Annotated in this window: 15 protein-coding genes; 10 read left to right on the forward strand and 5 right to left on the reverse strand. The window is 64.2% G+C overall.

Annotated elements, in window-relative coordinates:
- Nucleotides 1-56: 56 nt before the first annotated feature.
- The 3 genes from pheA to gyrA form a co-directional block, all read right to left on the reverse strand.
- Entirely contained in the window at nucleotides 57-1136 is a 1080-nt protein-coding gene (gene pheA, locus FGS76_RS07455) for a prephenate dehydratase (RefSeq protein ID WP_138771991.1), read from the reverse strand.
- Entirely contained in the window at nucleotides 1136-2215 is a 1080-nt protein-coding gene (serC, locus tag FGS76_RS07460; protein WP_138771992.1) for a 3-phosphoserine/phosphohydroxythreonine transaminase, read from the reverse strand. The genes pheA and serC overlap by 1 nt, the downstream gene beginning before the upstream one ends.
- Before the next feature lie 107 nt (nucleotides 2216-2322).
- The gene (gene gyrA / locus FGS76_RS07465) at nucleotides 2323-5055 is read right to left on the reverse strand and encodes a DNA gyrase subunit A (protein ID WP_138771993.1); all 2733 of its coding nucleotides are present in this window, start codon (nucleotides 5053-5055) and stop codon (nucleotides 2323-2325) included.
- A 298-nt stretch (nucleotides 5056-5353) separates the two neighbouring features.
- Here gyrA and FGS76_RS07470 point away from each other — a divergent pair, with 298 nt between their 5' ends.
- From FGS76_RS07470 to FGS76_RS07495, 6 genes are all read left to right on the forward strand, one after another.
- Nucleotides 5354-6706 carry a TRZ/ATZ family hydrolase gene (locus FGS76_RS07470; protein ID WP_138771994.1) on the forward strand — a complete coding sequence of 451 codons (1353 nt, stop codon included), beginning with the start codon at nucleotides 5354-5356 and terminating at the stop codon, nucleotides 6704-6706.
- Nucleotides 6703-7407 (forward strand): bifunctional 2-polyprenyl-6-hydroxyphenol methylase/3-demethylubiquinol 3-O-methyltransferase UbiG, encoded by a 705-nt coding sequence (gene ubiG / locus FGS76_RS07475; RefSeq protein WP_138771995.1) that lies wholly within the window; start codon nucleotides 6703-6705, stop codon nucleotides 7405-7407. The genes FGS76_RS07470 and ubiG overlap by 4 nt, the downstream gene beginning before the upstream one ends.
- Nucleotides 7400-8062: an HAD-IA family hydrolase gene (locus FGS76_RS07480; RefSeq protein WP_138771996.1), complete on the forward strand. Its 663-nt coding sequence runs from the start codon at nucleotides 7400-7402 to the stop codon at nucleotides 8060-8062. The genes ubiG and FGS76_RS07480 overlap by 8 nt, the downstream gene beginning before the upstream one ends.
- Before the next feature lie 14 nt (nucleotides 8063-8076).
- Nucleotides 8077-8850, forward strand: coding sequence for a YciK family oxidoreductase (locus tag FGS76_RS07485; RefSeq protein ID WP_138771997.1), 774 nt, complete (start codon nucleotides 8077-8079; stop codon nucleotides 8848-8850).
- 314 nt (nucleotides 8851-9164) lie between these two features.
- The gene (locus FGS76_RS07490) at nucleotides 9165-10253 is read left to right on the forward strand and encodes a putative solute-binding protein (protein WP_377899630.1); all 1089 of its coding nucleotides are present in this window, start codon (nucleotides 9165-9167) and stop codon (nucleotides 10251-10253) included.
- The gene (locus FGS76_RS07495) at nucleotides 10250-11284 is read left to right on the forward strand and encodes a putative solute-binding protein (protein WP_138771999.1); all 1035 of its coding nucleotides are present in this window, start codon (nucleotides 10250-10252) and stop codon (nucleotides 11282-11284) included. Before FGS76_RS07490 ends, FGS76_RS07495 begins: the two co-directional genes overlap by 4 nt.
- A gap of 84 nt (nucleotides 11285-11368) precedes the next feature.
- Here the strand turns inward: FGS76_RS07495 and FGS76_RS07500 are convergent, their stop codons facing one another.
- Nucleotides 11369-12736 carry an ABC1 kinase family protein gene (locus FGS76_RS07500; RefSeq protein WP_138772000.1) on the reverse strand — a complete coding sequence of 456 codons (1368 nt, stop codon included), beginning with the start codon at nucleotides 12734-12736 and terminating at the stop codon, nucleotides 11369-11371.
- A gap of 446 nt (nucleotides 12737-13182) precedes the next feature.
- Here FGS76_RS07500 and FGS76_RS07505 point away from each other — a divergent pair, with 446 nt between their 5' ends.
- The 3 genes from FGS76_RS07505 (at nucleotide 13183) to FGS76_RS07515 (ending at nucleotide 17636) form a co-directional block, all read left to right on the forward strand.
- On the forward strand, nucleotides 13183-14121 hold the full coding sequence (locus tag FGS76_RS07505; protein WP_240692456.1) for a hypothetical protein: 939 nt from the start codon (nucleotides 13183-13185) through the stop codon (nucleotides 14119-14121).
- A gap of 74 nt (nucleotides 14122-14195) precedes the next feature.
- Nucleotides 14196-15203, forward strand: a complete 1008-nt coding sequence (locus tag FGS76_RS07510) for a putative solute-binding protein (RefSeq protein WP_138772002.1) — start codon at nucleotides 14196-14198, stop codon at nucleotides 15201-15203.
- Nucleotides 15204-15311: 108 nt separating this feature from the next.
- Nucleotides 15312-17636, forward strand: a complete 2325-nt coding sequence (locus tag FGS76_RS07515) for a TRAP transporter large permease subunit (protein WP_138772003.1) — start codon at nucleotides 15312-15314, stop codon at nucleotides 17634-17636.
- Nucleotides 17637-17728: 92 nt separating this feature from the next.
- Here the strand turns inward: FGS76_RS07515 and FGS76_RS07520 are convergent, their stop codons facing one another.
- On the reverse strand, nucleotides 17729-19558 hold the full coding sequence (locus FGS76_RS07520) for a long-chain-acyl-CoA synthetase (protein WP_138772004.1): 1830 nt from the start codon (nucleotides 19556-19558) through the stop codon (nucleotides 17729-17731).
- 197 nt (nucleotides 19559-19755) lie between these two features.
- Here FGS76_RS07520 and FGS76_RS07525 point away from each other — a divergent pair, with 197 nt between their 5' ends.
- Entirely contained in the window at nucleotides 19756-22083 is a 2328-nt protein-coding gene (locus FGS76_RS07525; protein WP_138772005.1) for a TRAP transporter large permease subunit, read from the forward strand.
- Nucleotides 22084-22102 lie beyond the last annotated feature (19 nt).

Below are 22102 nucleotides of genomic sequence, written 5' to 3' on the forward strand. Positions count from 1 at the left end.
GCCGCTCGCGCCTACGGATTCACTGCAGGAGCGCGATCCTCGGCGCTCCTGCTTCCTTATAGAACCGCCTTGGGGTAGGAGCCGAGCACCTTGATGGTGGTGCCGTCGCTGTCCAGGGCGTCGAGCACTTCGGTCAGGGCCGGGTCTTCCTTGTGGCCTTCACAGTCCACGAAGAACACATAGCTCCAGTTGGCGATGCGCGACGGCCGGCTTTCCAGGCGGGTCAGGTTGATGTCTTTTTCCCGGAACGGGCGCAGCAGGTCGGACAGCAGGCCCGGACGGTTCTTGCCGGACACCAGCAGGCTGGTTTTGTCGTGGCCGGAGGGCGGCGTGTCCTGGCGGCCGATGATCAGGAACCGGGTGGTGTTGTCCGGCCGGTCCTCGATGTTCACCTGCACCTTGTCCAGGTTATACAGCTCGCAGGCCATGTCGCCGGCGATGGCCATGGCGTTCCATTCATCACGCAGGCGACGGGCCGCTTCCGCGTTGGAGCTTACCGCCACCCGTTCCACCGCCGGCATGTGCGCGTCCAGCCACTGGCGGCACTGGGCCAAAGTCTGCTGGTGGGAATAGATGCGCGTCACCTTGTCCCGGCGCGTGTGCGGCCCGGATAACAGATGATGGTGGATGCGCAGCTCCACCTCGCCGCAGATCTTCAGGTCCGAATTCATGAACGAATCCAGGGTATGGTTGACCATGCCCTCGGTGGAGTTTTCCACCGGCACCACGCCGAAATGCACCGCACCGGATTCCACTTCCCGGAACACCTCGTCGATGGCGCCCAGGGGCACGCTCTCCACGGCGTGGCCGAAATGCTTGATCGCCGCCTGCTGGGTGAAGGTGCCCTCCGGGCCCAGAAACGCCACCCGCATGGGTTGTTCCAGGGCCAGACAGACGCTCATCACCTCGCGGAACAGGCGCGCCATTTCCTCGGCGCCGATGGGGCCGGCATTGCGCTCCTTGATCCGGCGCAGCACCTGGGCCTCACGCTCGGGCCGGTAGAACACCGGCTCCGGGTCCTCGGCGCGCTTCACCTCCGCCACCTGATGGGCCAGGTCGGCGCGCTTGTTGAGCAGGTCCTGGAGCTGCTGGTCCAGGGCGTCGATCTGGTCCCTGAGTGCGTTGAGATCCGTCATCAGGCTTTCCGTTTTTCGAAGTCCGACATGAACCCGATCAGAGCGTCCACCGCCGCCTCGGGCACCGCGTTGTAAATGCTGGCGCGCATGCCGCCGACACTGCGGTGGCCCTTGAGGTTGCGCAGGCCGGCGGCGTCCGCCTCGGCCAGGAATGCCTTGTCCAGGGCACTGTCGGCGAGCACGAAGGGTACGTTCATCCGGCTGCGCTGGCCGGGGCGCACCGGGTTGCCGTAAAAATCGCTGCCATCGATGAAATCATACAGCTTGGCCGCCTTGCGGCCATTGATCTCACCCATGGTTTGCAGGCCGCCCTGCTCCTTGAGCCATTCGAACACCAGGCCGGCCAGATACCAGGCGAAGGTGGGCGGCGTGTTGTACATGGAGCCGTTGTCCGCGTGGATCTGGTAGTTGAGCATGGCCGGCACCGTTGGGCCGGCGCGGCCGAGAAGATCCTTGCGCACCATCACCAGGGTCAGGCCCGCCGGGCCGATGTTCTTCTGGGCGCCGGCATAGATCAGCGCGAAGCGGTTCACGTCCATCGGCCGCGACAGAATGGTGGAGCTCATGTCCGCCACCAGCGGCTTGTCCACCTCCGGAATGAAGTCGAACTCCAGGCCGCCGATGGTCTCGTTGGGGCAGTAATGCACATAGGCGGCGTCGTCGGACAGCCGCCATTCGCTTTGCGCCGGCGCGTAGCTGAAGTTGGCGTCCTCGCTGGACGCCGCCACGTTCACCTCGCAGAAGCGGCGCGCTTCCTGGATCGCCTTGGTGGACCACTGGCCGGTGTTGACGTAATCCGCCTTGCCGGCGTCGCCCAACAGGTTGAGCGGCACCATGGAGAACTGGGCACTGGCGCCGCCCTGCAAAAACAGCACCGCATAGTCGTCGGAAATGCCCAGCAGGTCGCGCAGGTCGCGCTCCGCCTTTTCCGCCATGTGCACGATCACATCGTCACGGTGGCTCATTTCCATCACCGACATGCCGGTGCCCTGATAATCCAGCATTTCCTCGCGGGCCCGTTGCAGCACCGGCTCCGGCAGCGCCGCTGGCCCGGCGCAGAAGTTATACGCGCGGCTCATTCATTGTTCTCCCGTTGGTTCGCGGCTGAAGCCGCTCCTACCACGCGGACTCCCCGCCGCAGGAGCGGCTTCAGCCGCGATCAATCCACACGCCGGCAAAAGCCGGCCTATTCCTCGCCGTCCTCGACCGGTGCTTCCGGCGCGTCCGGGTCCACTTCGTCCAGGTCCTGGTCGTCGCCGTCCAGCTCCGGAATCCGCGCCAACCCGGACAGGGCCTCCCCGTCACCCAGACGAATCAGACGCACGCCCTGGGTGTTGCGGCCCAGGTGGCTGACTTCGTCCACGCGGGTGCGCACCAGGGTGCCCTGGTTGGAGATCAGCATCACGTCCTCGCCACCGAACACCTGGGTGGCGCCGACCAGCGGCCCGTTGCGTTCGTTGACCACCATGCCGATCACACCCTGGGTGCCACGGCCCTTGGTGGGGAACTCGCTGAGATCGGTACGCTTGCCGTAGCCGTGCTCCGAGGCCGCCAGCATCTGGCCGCCGTCCTGGGGCACGATCAGGGCAATCACCTGCTCGCCGTCGGCCAGCTTCATGCCGCGCACGCCCCGGGCGATACGGCTCATTACCCGCACGCGGGATTCCTTGAAGCGCACCACCTTGCCGTTGCCGGCCACCAGCACCACGTCCTCGTCGCCCTGGGTGATGGCCACGTTGACCAGGTCCTCGCCTTCCAGCAGGCGCACCGCGATCAGGCCGCTGCTGCGCGGCCGCGCGAAGCGCGCCAGCTCGGTGCGCTTGACCACGCCGCTGGAGGTGGCCATGAAGATGAAGGGCCCGGAGGTCGCCGGCGCTTCCACCTCGGCATCGGCGCCGTCCACGGCTTCCACCGCTTCCACGTCCTCGACCACCTCGGCGGTGTCCACTTCACCCTCTTCCTCGTCCTCAGGGCCCGCCTGCTGGCGCACCTGCTCGGCGTCCAGACGCAGGATGGCGGTGATCCGTTCCTCCGGCTTGAGCGCCGGAATCAGGTTGACGATGGGCTTGCCCCGGGAGGCCCGGCCGCCCTGGGGCAGCTCGAACACCCGCAGCCAGTAGACCTTGCCCACGTTGGTGAAGCACAGCAGGGTGTCGTGGGTGCCCGCCACCAGCAGCTGCTCCACGTAATCCTCGTCCTTCAGCTGGCCGGCGGACTTGCCGCGCCCGCCGCGCTTCTGGGCCCGGTAGGTGTCGATCGGCTGAATCTTGGCGTAGCCGCCGTGGCTGAGGGTTACCACCACGGTTTCCTCGGCGATCAGGTCTTCCATGCTCAGATCCAGACGGGAGGTCTGGATCTCACTGCGGCGCTCGTCGCCGTATTCGTCACGGATGGCGGTCAGCTCGTCACGGATCACCTGCATCAGGCGCTCGGGATCGGCCAGGATCAGCATCAGCTCGCTGATCTGCTCCAGCAGCTCCTGGTAATCGGTGATCAGCTTTTCCCGTTCCAGGCCGGTCAGTTTCTGCAGGCGCAGATCAAGGATCGCCTGGGCCTGCTCCGGGCTCAGGTAATAAAGGCCGTCGCGCATGCCAAACTGCTCGTCGAGACCGTCCGGGCGGGCCGCGTTCTCGCCACCGGCACGCTCCAGCATGGCGGTCACGTCGCCGGGCGCCCAGCCCCGGCCGAGCAGTTTTTCCTTGGCCTCGGCACCGCTGGGGGACGCCTTGATCAACTCGATCACCGGATCGATGTTGGCCAGGGCCACCGCCAGACCTTCCAGCTGATGGGCCTTTTCACGGGCCTTGCGCAGTTCATAGACGGTACGGCGGGTGACCACCTCGCGGCGGTGCCGCAGGAAGGCGTCCAGCAGCTCGCGCAGGTTGAGGGTCTTGGGCTGCCCGTCCACCAGGGCCACGGTGTTGATACCGAACACCGACTCCATCTGGGTCTGCTGATAGAGGTTGTTGAGCACCACCTCGGCGTTCTCGCCCCGGCGCAGCTCGATCACCACGCGCATGCCCTGCTTGTCGGACTCGTCGCGCAGCTCGGTGATGCCCTCGATCTTCTTGTCCTTGACCAGCTCGGCGATCTTCTCGATCAGCCGAGCCTTGTTCACCTGATAGGGCAGCTCATGGATGATGATCGCTTCCTTGCCGCCCCGGTCCATCTGCTCGATGTCGGCGCGGGCGCGCACATAGATGCGGCCCCGGCCGGTGCGGTAGGCCTGCACGATGCCGGCGCGGCCGTTGATGATGCCGGCGGTGGGGAAATCCGGACCCTTGATGTACTCCATCAGGTCGTCCGGGGTCAGGCTGTCGTCGTCGATCAGCGCCAGACAGCCGTCCACCACCTCGCGCAGGTTGTGCGGCGGAATATTGGTGGCCATGCCCACGGCGATGCCGGAGGAGCCGTTGACCAGCAGGTTCGGCACCCGGGTGGGCATCACTTCGGGAATCCGCTCGGTGCCGTCGTAGTTATCGACGAAATCGACGGTTTCCTTGTCCAGGTCGGCCAGCAGCTCGTGGGCGATCTTGGACATGCGCACTTCGGTGTACCGCATGGCCGCGGCGGAGTCACCGTCGATGGAACCGAAGTTACCCTGCCCGTCCACCAGCATGTAGCGCAGCGAGAACGGCTGCGCCATGCGCACGATGGTGTCGTACACGGCGGAATCACCGTGCGGGTGGTACTTACCGATGACGTCACCGACCACCCGGGCGGATTTTTTGTAGGGTTTATTCCAGTCGTTGCTCAGCTCGTGCATGGCGAACAGCACCCTGCGGTGCACTGGCTTGAGGCCGTCACGCACGTCCGGCAGGGCCCGACCAATGATCACGCTCATGGCGTAATCCAGGTACGACTGCCTGAGTTCGTCCTCGATATTGACGGGTGTGATTTCTTTGGCGAGGTCCGTCATGGCGTTCCTTTATAAGAGTCCAGGTACAGTCCGGAAAGCCCCGGATCATAGCACAGCGCCGGCTCGCCGGGCGATACGGACAAACGGACCAGGGTACCGATGCCAACGGGAAGGTCGGGGCACCGGCCAGTCGGTCGCAAGTTACAAGTTAAAAGTTGCAAGGCTGAGCCGACCGGGCGGCTTTCCCGTGGCCTGCGGCCAGCCCGGCCGTGGCCGCGCCGCCCCTTTCAACTTGCAACTTTTAACTTTCAACTGCCGGACGGCTATACTCGCGGCCTGACCAAACAGGGAGCCTTGCATGAGCGATAACCACGCGGATCTGATCATCCAGGCCCGCTGGGTGGCCCCGGTGGCGCCCGCCGACGCCGGTGTGCTGGCCGACCACGCCCTGGTGGTACGCGGCGGCGTCATCGCCGACCTGCTGCCCACCGCCCTGGCCGCCCAGAAATGGACCGCCACGGAGACCGTCACCCTGGACCGCCACCTGCTCATTCCAGGGCTGATCAACGCCCACACCCATGCCGCCATGAACCTGTTCCGGGGTCTGGCCGACGATCTGCCCCTGATGACCTGGCTGGAAAAGCACATCTGGCCCGCCGAGGGCCGTTGGGTGGGCGAGGAAGGTTTCGTGCGCGACGGCGCCCGGCTGGCGGCGGCGGAGATGATCCGCTCCGGCACCACCTGCTTCGGCGACATGTACTTCTTTCCGGAAACCACCGCCCGGGTGGCCATGGAGGCGGGCCTGCGGGCGGTGCTGTTCGCGCCGATCATGGACTTCCCCACGCCCATGGGCGACGGCCCGGACGACTATCTGGGCCAGGCCACCCGCGCCGCCGACGCCTGGCGCCATGAGCCGCGCCTGACCATCGGCTTCGGCCCGCACGCTCCCTATACCGTGTCCGACGAGCCACTGGGCAAGATCCTGACCCTGGCCGAGGAGTTGGACGCGCCGGTGATGATGCATGTGCACGAGACCGCCGGCGAGATCCACTCGGCGGTGGAGGCCAGCGGCGAACGCCCCCTGACCCGGCTCAAGCAGCTGGGCCTGCTCAATCCCCGCCTGCTGGCGGTGCACATGACCCAGCTGCTGGACGAGGAAATCCAGTGGCTGGTGGACACCGGCACCCAGGTGGTGCACTGCCCGGAATCCAACCTCAAGCTGGCCAGCGGCTTCTGCCCGGTGCAGCGGCTGCTGGAGGCCGGCGTCAACGTGGCCCTGGGCACCGACGGCGCCGCCAGCAACAACGACCTGGATATGATCGGCGAGATGCGCACCGCCGCCCTGCTGGCCAAGGGCGTGAGCCTGCGCGCCGAGGCGGTGTCCGCCGCCACCGCCCTGCGCATGGCCACCCTCAACGGCGCCCGCGCCCTGGGCCTGGAGGAGCGCACCGGTTCACTGGAGATTGGCAAGCAGGCGGATATGGTGGCCGTGGACCTGAGCGCCCTGGAAACCCAACCGGTCTATGACCCGGTGGCACAATTGGTGTACGCCGCCACCCGCGACCAGGTGACCCACAGCTGGGTGGCCGGCCGCTGCCTGATGCAAGACCGCCAACTGACCACGCTTAACGCCGTCCTGATCGCCAAGAACGCCGGCGAATGGCGGGAAAGGATTGCCCGGGCCGACCAATCACCGGAGAACGAACAATGAGCCAAGCCAACGTCGATAGCGCCGAGATCGCTAAATTCAACGCCCTGGCGGAACGCTGGTGGGACCCGAACTCCGAGTTCCGGCCCCTGCACGAAATCAATCCGCTGCGCCTCAACTACATCGATGAGCGCCTGAGCCTGCCGGGCAAGAAGGTGATCGACATCGGCTGCGGCGGTGGCCTGCTCTCCGAGGGCATGGCCCGGCGCGGCGCCGAGGTCACCGGCATCGACCTGGGCGAGGCGCCCCTGGCGGTGGCCCGGCTGCACGCGGAACAGAGCGGCGTGGAAGTGGAATACCGGCAAATCTCCGCCGAGGACATCGCCGCCGAGCGGGCCGGCCAGTACGACGCCGTCACCTGCCTGGAAATGCTCGAACACGTGCCCGACCCGTCCTCGGTGATCCGCGCCTGCTTCACCCTGGTGAAACCCGGCGGCCAGGTGTTCTTCAGCACCATCAACCGCAATCCCAAGGCGTTCCTGTTCGCCATCGTCGGCGCCGAGTACGTGCTGCGCCTGCTGCCCCGGGGCACCCACGAATACGCCAAGCTGATCCGCCCGTCGGAACTGGCCGGCTGGGCCCGGGACGCGGGCCTGGAGGTGCGCGACACCACCGGCATGACCTACAACCCGCTGACCCAGGTCTACAAACTGAACCGGGACGTGTCGGTGAACTACCTGATGCACGCGGTGCGGCATGCTTAAAGGGGTGTTCTTCGACCTGGACGGCACCCTGGTGGATACCGCGCCGGACTTCCACGTGGTGCTCAACCAGGTGCTGGCCGACCATGGCCGCGACGCGGTGAGCTACGCGGCGGTGCGCGCCACCGTGTCCAACGGGGCCCGCGCGCTCACCGAACTGGGCTTTGGCCTGGCGCCGGGGGATGCGGACTTCGACCGCTATCTGCAGCAGCTGCTGGACGCCTACGCCGGCCGCCTGGACGTGGACACCCGCCTGTTCGACGGCATGGCCGAGTCGCTGGACTGGATGGACCGCCGGGGCCTGCCCTGGGGCGTGGTCACCAACAAGCCGGAGCGTTTCACCGGCCCGGTGCTGGCCGGCCTGGGCCTGCTCGACCGGGCGGTGGCGGTGATCTGCCCGGACCATGTACGCGAGCGCAAACCGGACCCGGAAGGCCTGCTGATGGCCGCCGCCGCCGCCAACGCCGACCCGGCCCGCTGCCTTTATGTGGGCGACCACCTGCGCGACATCCAGGCCGGCATTAACGCCGGCATGCTCACCGCCACCGCCGCGTTCGGCTATGTGGACCCGGATGACAACCCGCGGGCCTGGGCGGCGGATTATTATCTGGAGCGTGGCGACCAGCTGCCACCGCTGTTGCAACGTCTGATGCAGTAACGAGGAACACCCGTATGGACATCCAAGGGATCAACGACCGCGCCGTGGGCTATCAATGCGCCACCGACGCCTTCAAGGACCGCGTTATCCTGGTCACCGGCGCCGGAGCGGGTATCGGCCGCGCCGTGGCCCTGGCCCTGGCCGCCCACGGCGCCACCGTGATCCTGCTGGGCCGCACCCAGGCCAAACTGGAAGCGGTCTACGACCAGATCAAGGCCGCCGGCGGCGCCGAGCCAGCCATGGCGCCGGTGAACATGGAAGTGGCCCGCCCGGAGGACTACCACGAACTGGCCAACCTGTTCGACCGGGAGTTCGGCCGCCTGGACGGCGTGCTGCACAACGCCTCGGTGCTCGGCGACCTGACTCCCCTGGACCGCTACGGCCCGGACACCTGGGACTCGGTGATGCGGGTCAACGTGAACAGCGCCTTCTATCTGACCCAGGCGCTGCTGCCGCTGCTGCGCCGCAGCGAGGACGGCCGCATCCTGTTCACCTCGTCCAGCGTGGGCCGCCGGGGCCGTGCCTTCTGGGGCGCCTACGCCGCCTCCAAGGCGGCCACCGAAAACCTGGCCCAGACCCTGGCCGATGAACTGGAAAACACCAGCCGCATCCGCACCAATACCATTAACCCCGGCGCCACCCGCACCGACATGCGCGCCCTCGCCTACCCCGGCGAAAACCCGGCCACCCTGAAAACCCCGGCGGACATCGTTGCCCCCTATTTGTTTTTGCTGGGCCCGGACAGCGCCGACATCAACGGTGTGTCGCTGGACGCGCAACCGAAATAAGCGCCCCAACCGTATAATTGTAGGAGCGGCTTCAGCCGCGATCAGCGTCGGTGCCACCGGCATCGCGGCTGAAGCCGCTCCTACACTCGGGCTTTCAACGCCTCCGCCCCCTTTGGCCGCCGCGCCATCCGCCCTCGTCCTACCGGCATCTTCCCGCCCGGAACGCCGTGCTTTACTCCGCGCATCACCCTCTAAAAACAACAGCAGGGATTAATATGCGCCGATTTTTTCTCATTATTTTTGCAATGGTATTCACCGGTTTTTGCGCGGTGAGCGCGCAGGAGCTGCGTCTTAATAATGACCAGCGCGCGGCCATGGAAAAACTGCTGCCCGGGGTCACCATCGATGACCGGCTGGTAAAAGGGCTCTCGGATATTTTCTATTCCCGGGACATGCCGGTGCGGGTGCGGCTCAAGGCCATCGCCAAACTGGTGGGCATTGATCAGATGCCACCGGGCACCGCGCTCAGCCGCAAGATCTGTATCTGGGACATCGCCGGCCGGGCCGGGCCGGTGTTCCAGGCGGCCATGGACCAGCGCGCCCTGGCCATGGAATACGGCGTCAATCTGGAAATGGTGCCGTTCACCAACGAGACCGTGATGGTGGAGGAGCTCAAGGCCGGGCGTTGCGACGCGGCCCTGATGAGCGGCTTCCGCGCCCGCCTGTTCAATAACTACACCGGCTCCATCGATGCCATCGGCGGGGTGCCGGACAACCAACATATGCGCACCCTGTTGCAGGTCCTCGCCCACCCCAGCCAGGCGGACAAGATGGTTCAGGGTGAATACGTGATCATGGGCATGTTCTCCGGCGGCGGTATTCATATCTTCGTCAACGACAAGCGCATCAGTTCCCTGGCCAAGGCCGCCGGCAAGAAAGTGGCGGTGCTGGACTACGACCAGACCCAGGCGGAAATGGTGGCCGGCATCGGCGCCACCCCGGTGCCCTCCGACATCGTCAGCGCCCCCAACAAGTTCAACAACGGCGTGGTGGATATTCTCGCCGCGCCGCTGGTGGCCTATGAGCTGCTGGAACTGTACAAGGGCATGGACCCCAAGGGCGGCATCGTTGACTACCCCATCGCCCAGCTCAGCATGCAGCTGGTGGGGCGGCTGGATAAGTTTCCCAATGAAATCGCCCAGTTGATCCGGGAAGCCTCCTTCGAGGCCTACGACCAGGTGCGCGAGCGGGTCAAGGTGGAGGAAGACCGGGTACCGAAACACTGGTGGATTCATATTCCCGACGACGAACGCCGGGTCTATGAAAGCATGATGCAGGACGCCCGCGACGTGCTGCGCAAGGAAGGCTACTACAACGGCGACATGCTGGACCTGCAACGGCGCATCCGCTGCAAATTCGACAGCTCCCGGGGCGAGTGCGCCGGCGAAGGGGGCAACCCATGAAGGCGGCGCTGCTCAGCACCCTGTTGATCCTGGCCGGCGCCCTGGCCTCCCCCGCCGGCGCCGATGAGCGCCCGCTGCGCGAACGCCTGGCGGAACGCCGCGAGGTGAACATCTGCATCTGGGATCTGGTGGGACGCCACGGGCCGATCTTCACCGCCGCCCAGGATCAAACCACCCGGTTCCTGGAGTACGGCATCAAGGTCAATTTGGAGCCGTACACCAACGAGGGGGTAATGGTGGAGGAACTCAAGGCCGGCCGCTGCGATGCCGCCCTGATGACCGGCATGCGCGCGCGGCTGTTCAATCAATACACCGGCACCATCGATTCCATCGGCGGCCTGCCCACCTCCGAGCACCTGCGTCTGCTGCTCAAGGTGCTGGCCGATCCGCGCTCGGCGCCGCGCATGACCCAGGGTGAGTACGTGATACTGGGCGTGGCCCCCGCCGGCGGCGCCTATATCTTCGTCAACGACAAGCGCATCAACACCCTGGGCAAGGCCGCCGGCAAGAAAGTGGCGGTGCTGGATTACGACCCGGTGCAGGCGGAAATGGTCGGCGACCTGGGCGCCGCGCCGGTGCCCACGGACATCGTTCATGCCCCCGGCCTGTTCAACAACGGCGTGGTGGACGTGCTGGCCGCGCCGCTGGCCGCCTATCAGCTGATGGAGCTGTACAAGGGGTTGAAACCCAATGGCGGCATCATCGATTACCCACTTGCGCAGATCACCCTGCAGCTGGTGGGCCACCGGGACCGGGTGACCCCGGAACTGGCGCAGATTACCCGGGAGCTGTTTTTCCAGAGCTACGACGACTTCCTGGGCCGGGTGCACCAGGAAACCAAGGTGGTGCCCAAGCACTGGTTCGTGGACATCCCCGAGGAAGACAAACGGGAGTACGAGGTGATGATGCGGGAGGCGCGCGAGGAGTTGCGCCAGCGCGGCTACTACAGTGGCGACATGCTGGCGCTGCAGAAGAAGATCCGCTGCAAGCTGGATAATACCCGTGCGGAGTGTTCGGATATCAAGCGATGAAATCCGTGTGTGATCGCGACTGAAGTCGCTCCTACCCCGCCACGGCGCGATGTAGGAGCGACTTCAGTCGCGATCAACCCCCCCTCAATGCAGCGGCTCATCCCCACCCGGCAGCTGATCCAGAGCACCGAACATATCCACCCGGCCGTCGCTGAACATGTCCAGCTCCGGGGCCAACGCCTGCACATAGCGGTCGAAATACAAGAACTGCTTGAGCAACAGCGCGAACTCCCGGGGAAAACGGATGCCGTGGCCTTCGCCGATGCGCACCAGATCGGTGAGCAGCTGGTTCACCTCCCGGTCGTTGCGGTCCGCCTGCACCAGGGAACTGGCGTCCACATCGGTGAGCCGGTCCTGCAGGGCCCCGATGTCCCGGGCCAGGGCGGCCACGTCCACCTCCTCCCGGGTCATGCCAACCATGGCCATGGCCCGCGCCATGCTGTCCACGTCGCCGTGGCCGATGGCTTCGAACAGCTCCATCATGCCCGCCCAGGTTTCCCGGCGAATGCGGCCGACCATGCCGAAGTCGATAAAGCCCACGCGGCCGTCCTCCAGCAGCATCAGGTTGCCGGCGTGCAGGTCGGCGTGGAAGAAGTCGCACATCATCAGGCTGGAGAACCAGGTATTGAGCGCGGTGATCAGGGTGCCGGCCGGGTCGTCGGTGTAGGCGCGCAGCACCTCCAGGTCGGTGAGCGGCACGCCGTGGAAGCGTTCCATGGTCAGCACCCGTGCGGTGGTGTGGCTGGCCACCGGGCGCGGCGCCGCCACGGCATTATTGCCGCTTTCCACCAGGAACCGGTTGAACGCCTCCAGATTGCGGGCCTCCTGCAGGAAGTCGCACTCCTCCAGCATGCCCGCCTGCAACTCCTCGATCACCCCGGACAGGGCCGAGCGCGACAGGCCCGGCGCCAGGGATTCCAACACCCGCGCCGAGAAATACAGAAAGTTGAAATCGGTGAGCAGCACATGGCGCACGCCGGGGCGCTGCACCTTGATCACCACATCGGCGCCATTGTGCAGCCGGGCCGCGTGCACCTGGGCGATGGAGGCGCTCGCCAGGGGCTCCGGGTCCACCCACTCATAGAGAGCGCTCAGCGGCTGGCCCAGCTCCTGCTCCACGGTGTCGCGGATATAGTGAAACGGCATCGGCGGGGTGCGATCCAGGCATTTCTGGAACTCGCGGACATAGTCCTCGGGAAACAGGGACGGGGAACTGGCGATGAACTGGCCGAGCTTGATGTAGGTGGCCCCCAGCGACTCAAAGGTGCGCCGCAGGCGAACCGGCAGCTCGTCCCGGTCACCGAGCAGCCAGCCCATGCCCTGGCGGCCCACCACGCCCACGGTTTCCATCACGCGCAGGGCGCCACGGGCGGTGTTACGCATCAGCGCCAGACCTTCCCGTTCGCGGGCCAGATCACCGCGACCGGTTTTCAGGGTGGATTCCTTGCTCATTTAAACTCCGTTCAATGGCCAATCCGTTGATCGACAGGGTCCTCCTTTGTTGTTGTTTTTCGGACAGCTCTTTCGAAAACAGGCGTTCACTATTCCGGCGCCCCGCCACGCTCTCGCCAACACCTTGAAAAACAAGGCTTTCAGCAGGCCACCACGAGGATTCACATGAAGGCATTGACTATTTTGACAGTAGAGCCGAGACGCAGGGTCATTATCACCGGCGTGCCGCAAACCGATCATCGCAAGGCTAGCATCATGTTTGTAATGACTTACAGGCATTTATGTAATTGGCGCTTGTGCCAACTCAGAGCCTTTCTGTAATGTTGCCCGCGCCGAGAGAACAATAAAAAGGAGCTCATGGAATGCGTTCTCTACTCGATAAGATCATCCGTTCCTCGCGTCTTGTGCTGGCGGGGGGGATGGTTGTAGCGCTCTCCGGTTGTGCCATGATCTGGAAAAGCACCGGGGACATCCTGGTCACCTTCGGCGAAGCCGAAATGGCCCCGTACCTGTTCACCTACGACGATATCCGCATGGGCTGCATGACCGGCGAAGCTCAGACTCCGCTGCTCATGTCGTTCGCCGAAGTCGGCTCCTGGCCCGAAAAACTGGGCGTGCTGACCTTCACCACCGCCGCCGTCTGCATGCAGCAACAGGCTCTCGAGGAAGAACTGCGTTACCACCGTGAAGTCCGTGCCGGCAACGTCTCCAGTGCCCAGGACGCACGTATCGCCCAGAAACGTCTGTCCGCCGTGGCCGCCAAGCGGCTGTACAAAGCCTACACCCTGATGAACGAGAAATTCGGTCCCCTGGAAGAGGGCCAGTGCCCCTACCTGCGCAAGGATCTGGATGAACTGGTCTGGCTGGTGGGCAACATCTCCGGCGTCCAGGCGCTGGTGGCCGACGGCGCCGCCGACGGTACCGTGGGCGTGCCCCGCGACATCGTCGCCAAGGTCGAGCGTCGCATGAAGTGTCTCGACAACGAAAAATGGTGGGGCGCCCCCATGGGCGTGCGAGCCACCATCTGGTCGATCCTGCCCCAGCTGGCTCCGGAAGGTGCCGAGCCGTGGAAAGTCCTGCATGAGTCCGAACAGATGGGCTTCGAGCAGGGTGTTCGTCTGGGCAGCGCCTTCTACGCCATGAGCGCCTACAGCAAGGGCGACAACGAGCGCCTGCGCGACGCGATCCGCAACTTCGCCGCCAACGGCGACAACGTGGACCCGCAGTACATGATGATGGACACCATCGCCGGCGTGCTGGTGACCGGTCTGTCCGACCTGCTGTGGACCGAGAACACCGGCAAGCGTACCCCCATCGGCGCCCTGGGCACCTTCTGGGATGACGAGCCGGAAGAGTCCGAGGTCGATATCGACGACCTGCTTTAATCCGCACCCTGCGGGCGGGACCACCCCGAGCCGGTCCCGCCTATTCCAAGAAGTATTCGCAAGGAGATACCGTGATGCGCGTTTTCAAGACTTTCGCCCTGGCCGCGGCAGCCTCTCTGGGCCTGAGCGCCCTGTCCCCGGCCCAGGCGGCCGTGGACCGCAGCCTGTGCGTGTTCGACATCATTGGCGCCAACGGTGACGTGTTCAACGTCATGAAGGACCTCAAAACCCAGGCAGCGGGCTGGGGCGTCAACCTGACGCTGAAACCCTACACCGACGAGAAAATCGCCGCCGAGGACCTGAAAGCAGGTCAGTGCGACGGCGCGGTGCTCACCGGCCTGCGTGTGCGCCAGTTCAACAGCTTCTCCGGGAGCATGGAGGCCATTGGCGCCATCCCCACCTACGAAGAGCTGAAAACGGTGATGCAGGTCATGGCCAGCGACTCACCGAAGATCACCGAGAAAATGAGAACCGGCAACTACACCATGGGCGGCATGATTCCCATGGGCGCCGCCTATCTGTTCGTGAAGGACAAGTCCATCGACACCGTCGGTGAACTGTCCGGCAAGTCCATCTCGGTGATGGAATACGACCCGGCCCAGGCGGAAATGGCCGCCAAGGTGGGCATGTCCCCGGTGCTGTCCGACATCACCAACTTCGCCGGTCGTTTCAACAACAACTCCGTGGACATCTGCTTCGCGCCGGTGGTGGCCTACTCCGCCCTGGAGCTCTACAAGGGCATGCAGCCGGACGGCGGCATCGTGCGCTACACCCTGGGCATGCTGACCACCCAGATCGTGCTTCGCGCCGACCGCTTCCCGGAAGGTTTCGATCAGAAGTCCCGCAAATTCATGTATGGCCAGTTCGACCGCGCCATGAACGTGATCCACAACGCGGAAAACGAAGTGGATAAGAAGTGGTGGATCGATATTCCCCATGACGACAAGCTGCGCTACGACGAAATGCTCCGCGAAGCGCGCATGGAAATGACCGAGGACGGTATTTACAACAAGGACCTGATTTCCCTGCTCAAGAAAGTGCGTTGCCGCTACGAGCCCTCCCGGGCCGAATGCACCCTTTGATGGGGTAACGTGATCGACCAGCCCACGGGGCCCTTCCGGGCCCCGTTTCTTAATCCCCTCCGCGCCCCATGCCGCCAATCCGGCGGTGAACCAGTAACCGGGTGAAAAATGGAAAAACCAACCTTTACCGTGGCCAGACGTTCGGTGGGCGAGTGGCTTTCGTCACTGCCAACGCTGTTTATCCTTCTGATCGTGATCTTTCTTTCCTCCGGTCAGATCATTCATTCCCAGCTTCTCAAGATTGGTGAGTCCACCTGGGATGAATATTTTCTGCTGAGGGGCGCCGGCATGGTGGCCGAGCCCAGCTGCAACCCGGACCCGGATATCAACCAGCGCGTGCGCGAAATCGTCGAGCAGCGCCAGGCCCAGGCGGACGACGCCCTGGCCGATATCCTCGGTGGTTCCGAGGTGGACGAGGACGCCATCCGCCAGTCCCTGGAGGCCTCCCGCGCCAACTGCCGCGCCAAGTGGATGCGCTATAAAACGGTGCAGGAAAAAGTCACCCCCGGGGTCATTGCCTTCCGCAATATCGAGGGCGGCGTGGCCAGCGTGGTGTCCACCCTGGGTGACTACAAACGGCTGCTGCTGTGTCTGCTGGTGATTATCTGCGCCGCCACCGCCACCCTGGCGCGCCACCATATCGCCCTGCGGCCGCCACGGACCCGCAAGGACCATTACGTCTCCACCATCGCTCAGTTGGCCGCCAACGGCCTGCTGCTGATGTCGGCTTCGGTGTATCGCGCCGAGGATACCCAGGCCATGGCCTCCGGGGTCACGGTGGGCAATTTCTATTTGCATGCCTTCTGGATGGCCGGCTTCGCCCTGCTCACCGCCGCGTCCCTGTATCAGTTGATACGGCCGCCCCGGGATCTGGAAGCCGGCGGCTCCTGGCCCAAGGCATTCCTGACCATTCCGCTGTACACCTTCATGTGTCTGACGGCGTCGGCCCAGTTCATCAGCCAGGGCTACTACCACGGCATCAGCGTCTATCTGAACATGATGATGGAACTGTCCACCCTGTTCCTGAACCTGGCGCTGTACATCTGGATCGGCATGCTGCTCAAGCAGACCCGGCTGGCCCATCTGGTGTTCGATGTGCTGCGGCCCTGGAAAATGTCCCCGGAGCTGATGTGCTTCGTGGTGTTGGCGGTGGCCGCTATCCCCACCGCCTACACCGGTGCCTCCGGTATCTTCGTGATCGCCGCCGGTGCCACCATTTACCAGGAACTGATCCGCGTGGGCGCCCGCAAGCAGCTGGCCCTGGCGGCCACCGCCATGTCCGGCTCCATGGGCGTGGTGCTGCGCCCCTGTCTGCTGGTGGTGATCATCGCCGCGCTCAATAAGAGCGTGACCACCGCCGAGCTGTTCGCGTCCGGCTACAAGATCTTCTTCCTGAGCCTGTTCCTGTTCTTTATCTACAGCCAGTTCGCGCGCACCTCACCGGCGCGCATCGCGCCGTTCTCCGAAGCCCTGCCCCGCAGCCTCAAGCGGCTGGTACCGCTGATGCCCTACGGCATCATCGTGGGCGCCATTCTGGTGCTGTTCAGCGACCTGCTGGGCCGGCACCTGGACGAGTTTTCCGCGCCCATCATTCTGCCGGTGATGCTGCTGGCGGTGTTGCTGTTCGAAAAACTCAGCCGCCATCTGCTGCATCTGTTCAGCCTGTTCCTGGGTGTGATGGTGGTGCTGTCGTTCATGGGCATCTGGGAAGGCTACCAGGCCCTGAGCAGCGGCAATGTGCCGGCGGGCGTTTCCGCCGCCCAGCTGGAAGATGTGTTGTGGGCGGAGTTCTGGCGTAACCTGGTGCTGGGCGGCTTCCTGGTGATTCATTACCTGGTGAAAACCGGTGATCAGGACCCGCACTACGCGCCGGAAAAAGGCGTGTCGGAAAAAATGGAAGGCGCCCTGCGGCTGGCCACCAACGAAACCACCGGGCATATCGGTGCCCTGCTGATGCTGATGGCGCTGTCGGTGAGCACCGGCGGCATCATCGAGCGTTCCGGTGTGCTGGAGATGCTGCCGGAGACCTTCTCCTCGATCTGGGTGGCGATGGCCATTCTGGTGGTGACCATGGTGATCATCGGCATGTTCATGGACCCCTATGGGGCCGTGATTCTGGTGAACGCCACCATCGCCCAGGTGGCCTTCGACAACGGCATCGCGCCGCTGCACTTCTGGATGATCACCTTGGTGGCATTCGAACTCGGGTATCTGACACCACCGGTGGCGCTCAACCATCTATTGACACGACAGGTGGTCGGCGACGACGAGGTGGAGAGTGCCAAGCTCACCACCGGCAGCTTCTTCCGCCGGTACGAGAAGTTCATCCTGCCAATCGCGGTGATGCTCACCGCCCTGTTGATCGTGTCGTTCCTGCCGCTGATCTCGGACAGCCTGCACGACTGGCTGTTCCACCGGATCCAGGTGGGCTGACGGTTAACGGAGAAAAAACGGAGAAAGGAAAAAGCGGGCCTCGGCCCGCTTTTTTTTCGCGGCTAAAGCCGCTCCTACATGGATCGATGGTGTCAGAAACGGTACCGACCGCTATCGATGCCCTTCTGGATTTCCGGTGTGAGCGGCTGATAAACCCGCTCCCCGGGCAGCAGTACATAAACCGGGTCACCCACCCGTTCCAGGTCGTACTTTTCTTCCTTGAGCTTGTTCTTCTGGTGCTTGAAGGTCCCGGTGGTTTCCACGCCCTGGTCGTTGATGCGCAGAAACACCGGCACCGCGAACGGCGGCAGTTGCTCGCCCAGGGCGGCGGTAAAGGCGGCCCAGTCCACTTCCCCGTGGGCCCGGTCCAGGCGCAGTTCGGCCATGCCGGCACGGCCATTGGTGCCGGGAATTTCCACCCCGTAGACCACCGATTCCACCACCGGACCGGTGTCGTCCAAGATCTGCTCCACCTCGGTGGTGGACACGTTCTCCCCTTTCCAGCGGAAGGTGTCCCCCAGCCGGTCCACGAACTGGGCATGGCGGAAACCGATATCGCGCATCAGGTCGCCGGTGTTGAACCAGGCGTCGCCCTTCTTGAACACATCGCGGAAGATCGCCTTCTCGGTTTTTTCCGGATCGGTATAGCCATCGAAGGGGGTCTTGTCGGTGATTTCGCCGAGCATCAAACCGGCCTCGCCCTTGCCCACCCGGATCATGCGGCCCCGCCGGTCGCGCAGCGGGCGGTCACCGTCCTTGTCATAGCGGACGATGGCATAGCTCACCGGCGAGAAGCCCACGGTGTTGTCGAAGTTGAACACATTGGTGAACGCCACATTGCTTTCCGAGGCGGTGTAGAACTCGGCCACCCGCTCGATGCCGAAGCGCTGCTTGAACCCTTTCCAGATCCCCGGCCGCAGGCCGTTGCCGACGATGGTATGCACCGGGTTATCGGCGTCGTCCGGCCGTTCCGGCTGTTCGTACAGATAGCGGCAAAGCTCACCCACATAGCCGAAGGCGGTGCAGTTGTGCTTGCGCACCTCGTGCCAGAAAGCGCTGGCGGAAAACCGCCGCGCCAACACCAGACCACCTTGGCCGGCGATCACCGAGGCCCAGCACACCACCAGGCCGGTGGCATGGTAGAACGGCAGGGTGCAGTACAGGCGGTCCTGCTCCCCCAAACGCACGGAGGAATAACCAAAGCCGCCGTAGGCTTTTTCCCAGCGGCCATGATTGAACACCACCGCCTTGGGCAGGCCGGTGGTGCCGGAGGTGTAGATGTGAAACAGCGGATCGCGCAGATAGGTGTGGTAGGTGCTGGCCGGGTTTTCATCGGGCCGGCCGTGGATCACTTCGGCCAGATTGATATAGCCCTCCGGCGCCGGCCCCGGGTCCGCCAGGGTGTCCTGGTCGGCGAAATACAGGAACGGACCGTCCACCGCCAGTTGTCCGCGCACCGCCTCCACCACCGCCAGTTGCTCGGCGCCGATGATCGCCGCCTTCGGCGTCACCAGATTGATGCTGTGCACCAGCACCTTGCCTTTCTGGGAGGTATTCAGCAGCGCCGCGCACACCCCCAGCTTGGCGCAGGCGATCACCGTGGCGATCAGCTCCGGCCGGTTTTCCAGGTTCACCGCCACGGTGTCGCCCTTGCTCAGACCCAGCCCGGCCAGATAGTGGCAAATGCGATTGGCCCAGGCATTCAACGTGCGGTAGGTGAAAGCGCGCTCGTCCTGAATCAGCGCGATCCCCGCCGGGTGCAGCTTGGCGGTGCGCTCGAAGGCCACGCCCAAGCCCACCGGCTTTTGGGTATCGGTGATTTTGCTCATCCGCGATCCCTTGATCAGCCCGGGCAGGTGTCCGATCACGTCGGGCACCCGGGCCAGCAGCTTTGGCAAGGTAATCACATCCGTATGGCGCATGGTTTGTCCCCCATTATCGGTATTGTTCTAATGTTCGTTGACTGAAAACACGGGCCGGGCGTGTGGCTTCGGTCAATCCACCGCGTTGCGGTACAGGGGACGAATCTATAGCATCAATGTTTATAGTTGTACACATAGAAAAAAGCGAACCACCACAACAAAAATCAAGAACACATAAACAAAAAAGGAATCGCTTCATGGAAACAAGGAATCCGGAAATACTCCGCCGTTCCCCCCAGGAATGGCTCTCCACGCTGCCGGTGTTCCTGCTGTTGCTGCTGGTGGTTTTCCTCTCTTCCGGTCAGATCATTCACTCCCAATTGCTGAAAATCGGCGAAACCACCTGGGACGAATATTTCCTGCTGCGCACCGCCGGTCTGACGCCGCCGCCCACCTGCGAGCGCGACCCGGACATCGAAGCCCGCACCGAGGAAATCGTGCAACGCCGTCAGGCGGATGCCAGCGCCGACCCGCTCGCCGACATTCTCGGCGGCGGCAGCGTTGACCGTGACGCGGTGCGCCAGTCGCTGACCGCCGCCCGTGCCAATTGCCGGGCCAAGTGGGAGCGCTTCCAGACCGTGCAGGAAAAGGTCACGCCAGGGGTGGTGGCGTTCCGCAACCTGGAAGGCGGCGTGGCCACCCTGGTGGCCACCCTGGGGGACTACAAGCGCCTGCTGCTGGCCTTGCTGCTGCTGATCTGCGCCACCACCACCACCCTCCAGCGCCACCACATTTGCCTGCGGCCATCGCGCACCCGCAAGGACCACCTGATCTCCATGGGCGCCCAGGTGATTTCCAATTCGCTGCTGCTGGTCTCCGCCATCGTCTACCGCAACGCGGACCTGCGCGCCGCCAACGCCGGCGTCACCGTGGATGCGCTGTACCTGCACTGGGTCTGGGTGATCGGCTTCGCGATACTGGCGCTGGCCGCGCTGTATCAATTGCTCAAGCCGCCCCGTGATCTGGAAACCGGCGGCTCCTGGGGCAAGGCCCTGCTCACCATTCCGCTGTTCAGCTTCATGTGCATCTCGGCGTCGGTGCAGTTCTACGGCCAGGGCTATTTCCACGGCGTCAGCGTCTACATGAACATGATGATGGAACTGTCCACTCTGTTCCTGAACCTGGCGCTGTACATCTGGATCGGCATGATGCTCAAGCAAACCCGTTTGACGCACATCGTGTTCGACCTGATGCGCCCCTGGAACCTGTCACCGGAACTGATGTGTCTGGTGGTGCTGTCGTTCGCCGCGGTACTCACCGCCTATACCGGTGCCTCCGGTATTTTCGTGATCGCCGCCGGTGCCACCATCTATCGGGAACTGATCCGCGTGGGCGCCCGCAAGCAGCTGGCCCTGGCGGCCACCGCCATGTCCGGTTCCATGGGCGTGGTGTTGCGCCCCTGCCTGATCGTGGTGGTAATCGCCGCGCTCAACAAGAGCGTGACCACCGCCGAGATGTTCTCCGCCGGCGGCAAGGTGTTCTTCCTCAGCCTGCTGGTGTTTTTCCTGTACAGCCAGTTCGCGCGCACCACCCCGGCGCGGGTGGCGCCGTTCGCCAAGGCGCTGCCGGCCAGCCTCAAGCGCGCCGTGCCGCTAATGCCCTACGGCATCGTGGTGGGCGCCGTGGCGTTGTTCTTCAATGACCTGCTGGCCCGCCAACTGGATGAGTTTTCCGCGCCGATCATTCTGCCGGTGATGCTGATCGCCATCCTGGTGTACGAAAAATTCAGCCGCCACGTGGTGCATCTGTTCGCCCTGTTCATGGCCGGCATGCTGATCAGTTCCTACATGGGCATCTGGGATGGCTATCAGGCGATCAGCGGCGGCACCCTGCCCGCCGGTGTCAACGCCACCGAACTGGAGTCGGCACTGTGGGGCGACCTGTGGCGCAACCTGCTGTTCACCCTGTTCCTGGTGGTGCACTACCTGGTGCCCACCGGCGACCAGGACCCGCACTATGCGCCAGAAAAAGGCATCTCGGAAAAACTGGAAGGCTCCATGCGCTTCGCCACCACCGAGACCACCGGCCATATCGGCGCCCTGCTGCTGCTGATGGCCATGTCCATGGCCGCCTCCGGCATCATTGAGCGTTCCGGGGTACTGGACGCGCTGCCCAGCGCCTTCAGCTCGGTGTGGATCGCCGCCGCCTTCTTCGTGGTGGCCCTGGTGCTGGTGGGCATGTTCATCGACCCGCTGGGCGCGGTGATTCTGGTCAACGCCGCCATGGCGCCCATGGCCCAGGCCAACGGCATCAGCGCCCTGCACTTCTGGATGATCGCGCTGGTGGCCTTTGAATTGGGCTATCTGACGCCGCCGGTGGCGCTCAACCACCTGTTGACCCGACAGGTGGTGGGCGACGACGAAGTGGAAAGCGCGAAACTCAAGACCGGCAGTTTCTTCCGCCGCTACGAGAAGTTCCTGCTGCCCATTTCGGTGATGCTGACGGTGCTGTTGATCGTGGCGTTTCTGCCGCTGCTCTCGGATAGCGTGCACGGTTGGGTGTTCCAGAAAATTCAGGCCGGATAAGGGCGCCGGTGTCTGGCCT

The sequence above is a fragment of the Alloalcanivorax gelatiniphagus genome, from assembly GCF_005938655.1.
In the GTDB taxonomy this organism is placed as follows: domain Bacteria; phylum Pseudomonadota; class Gammaproteobacteria; order Pseudomonadales; family Alcanivoracaceae; genus Alloalcanivorax; species Alloalcanivorax gelatiniphagus.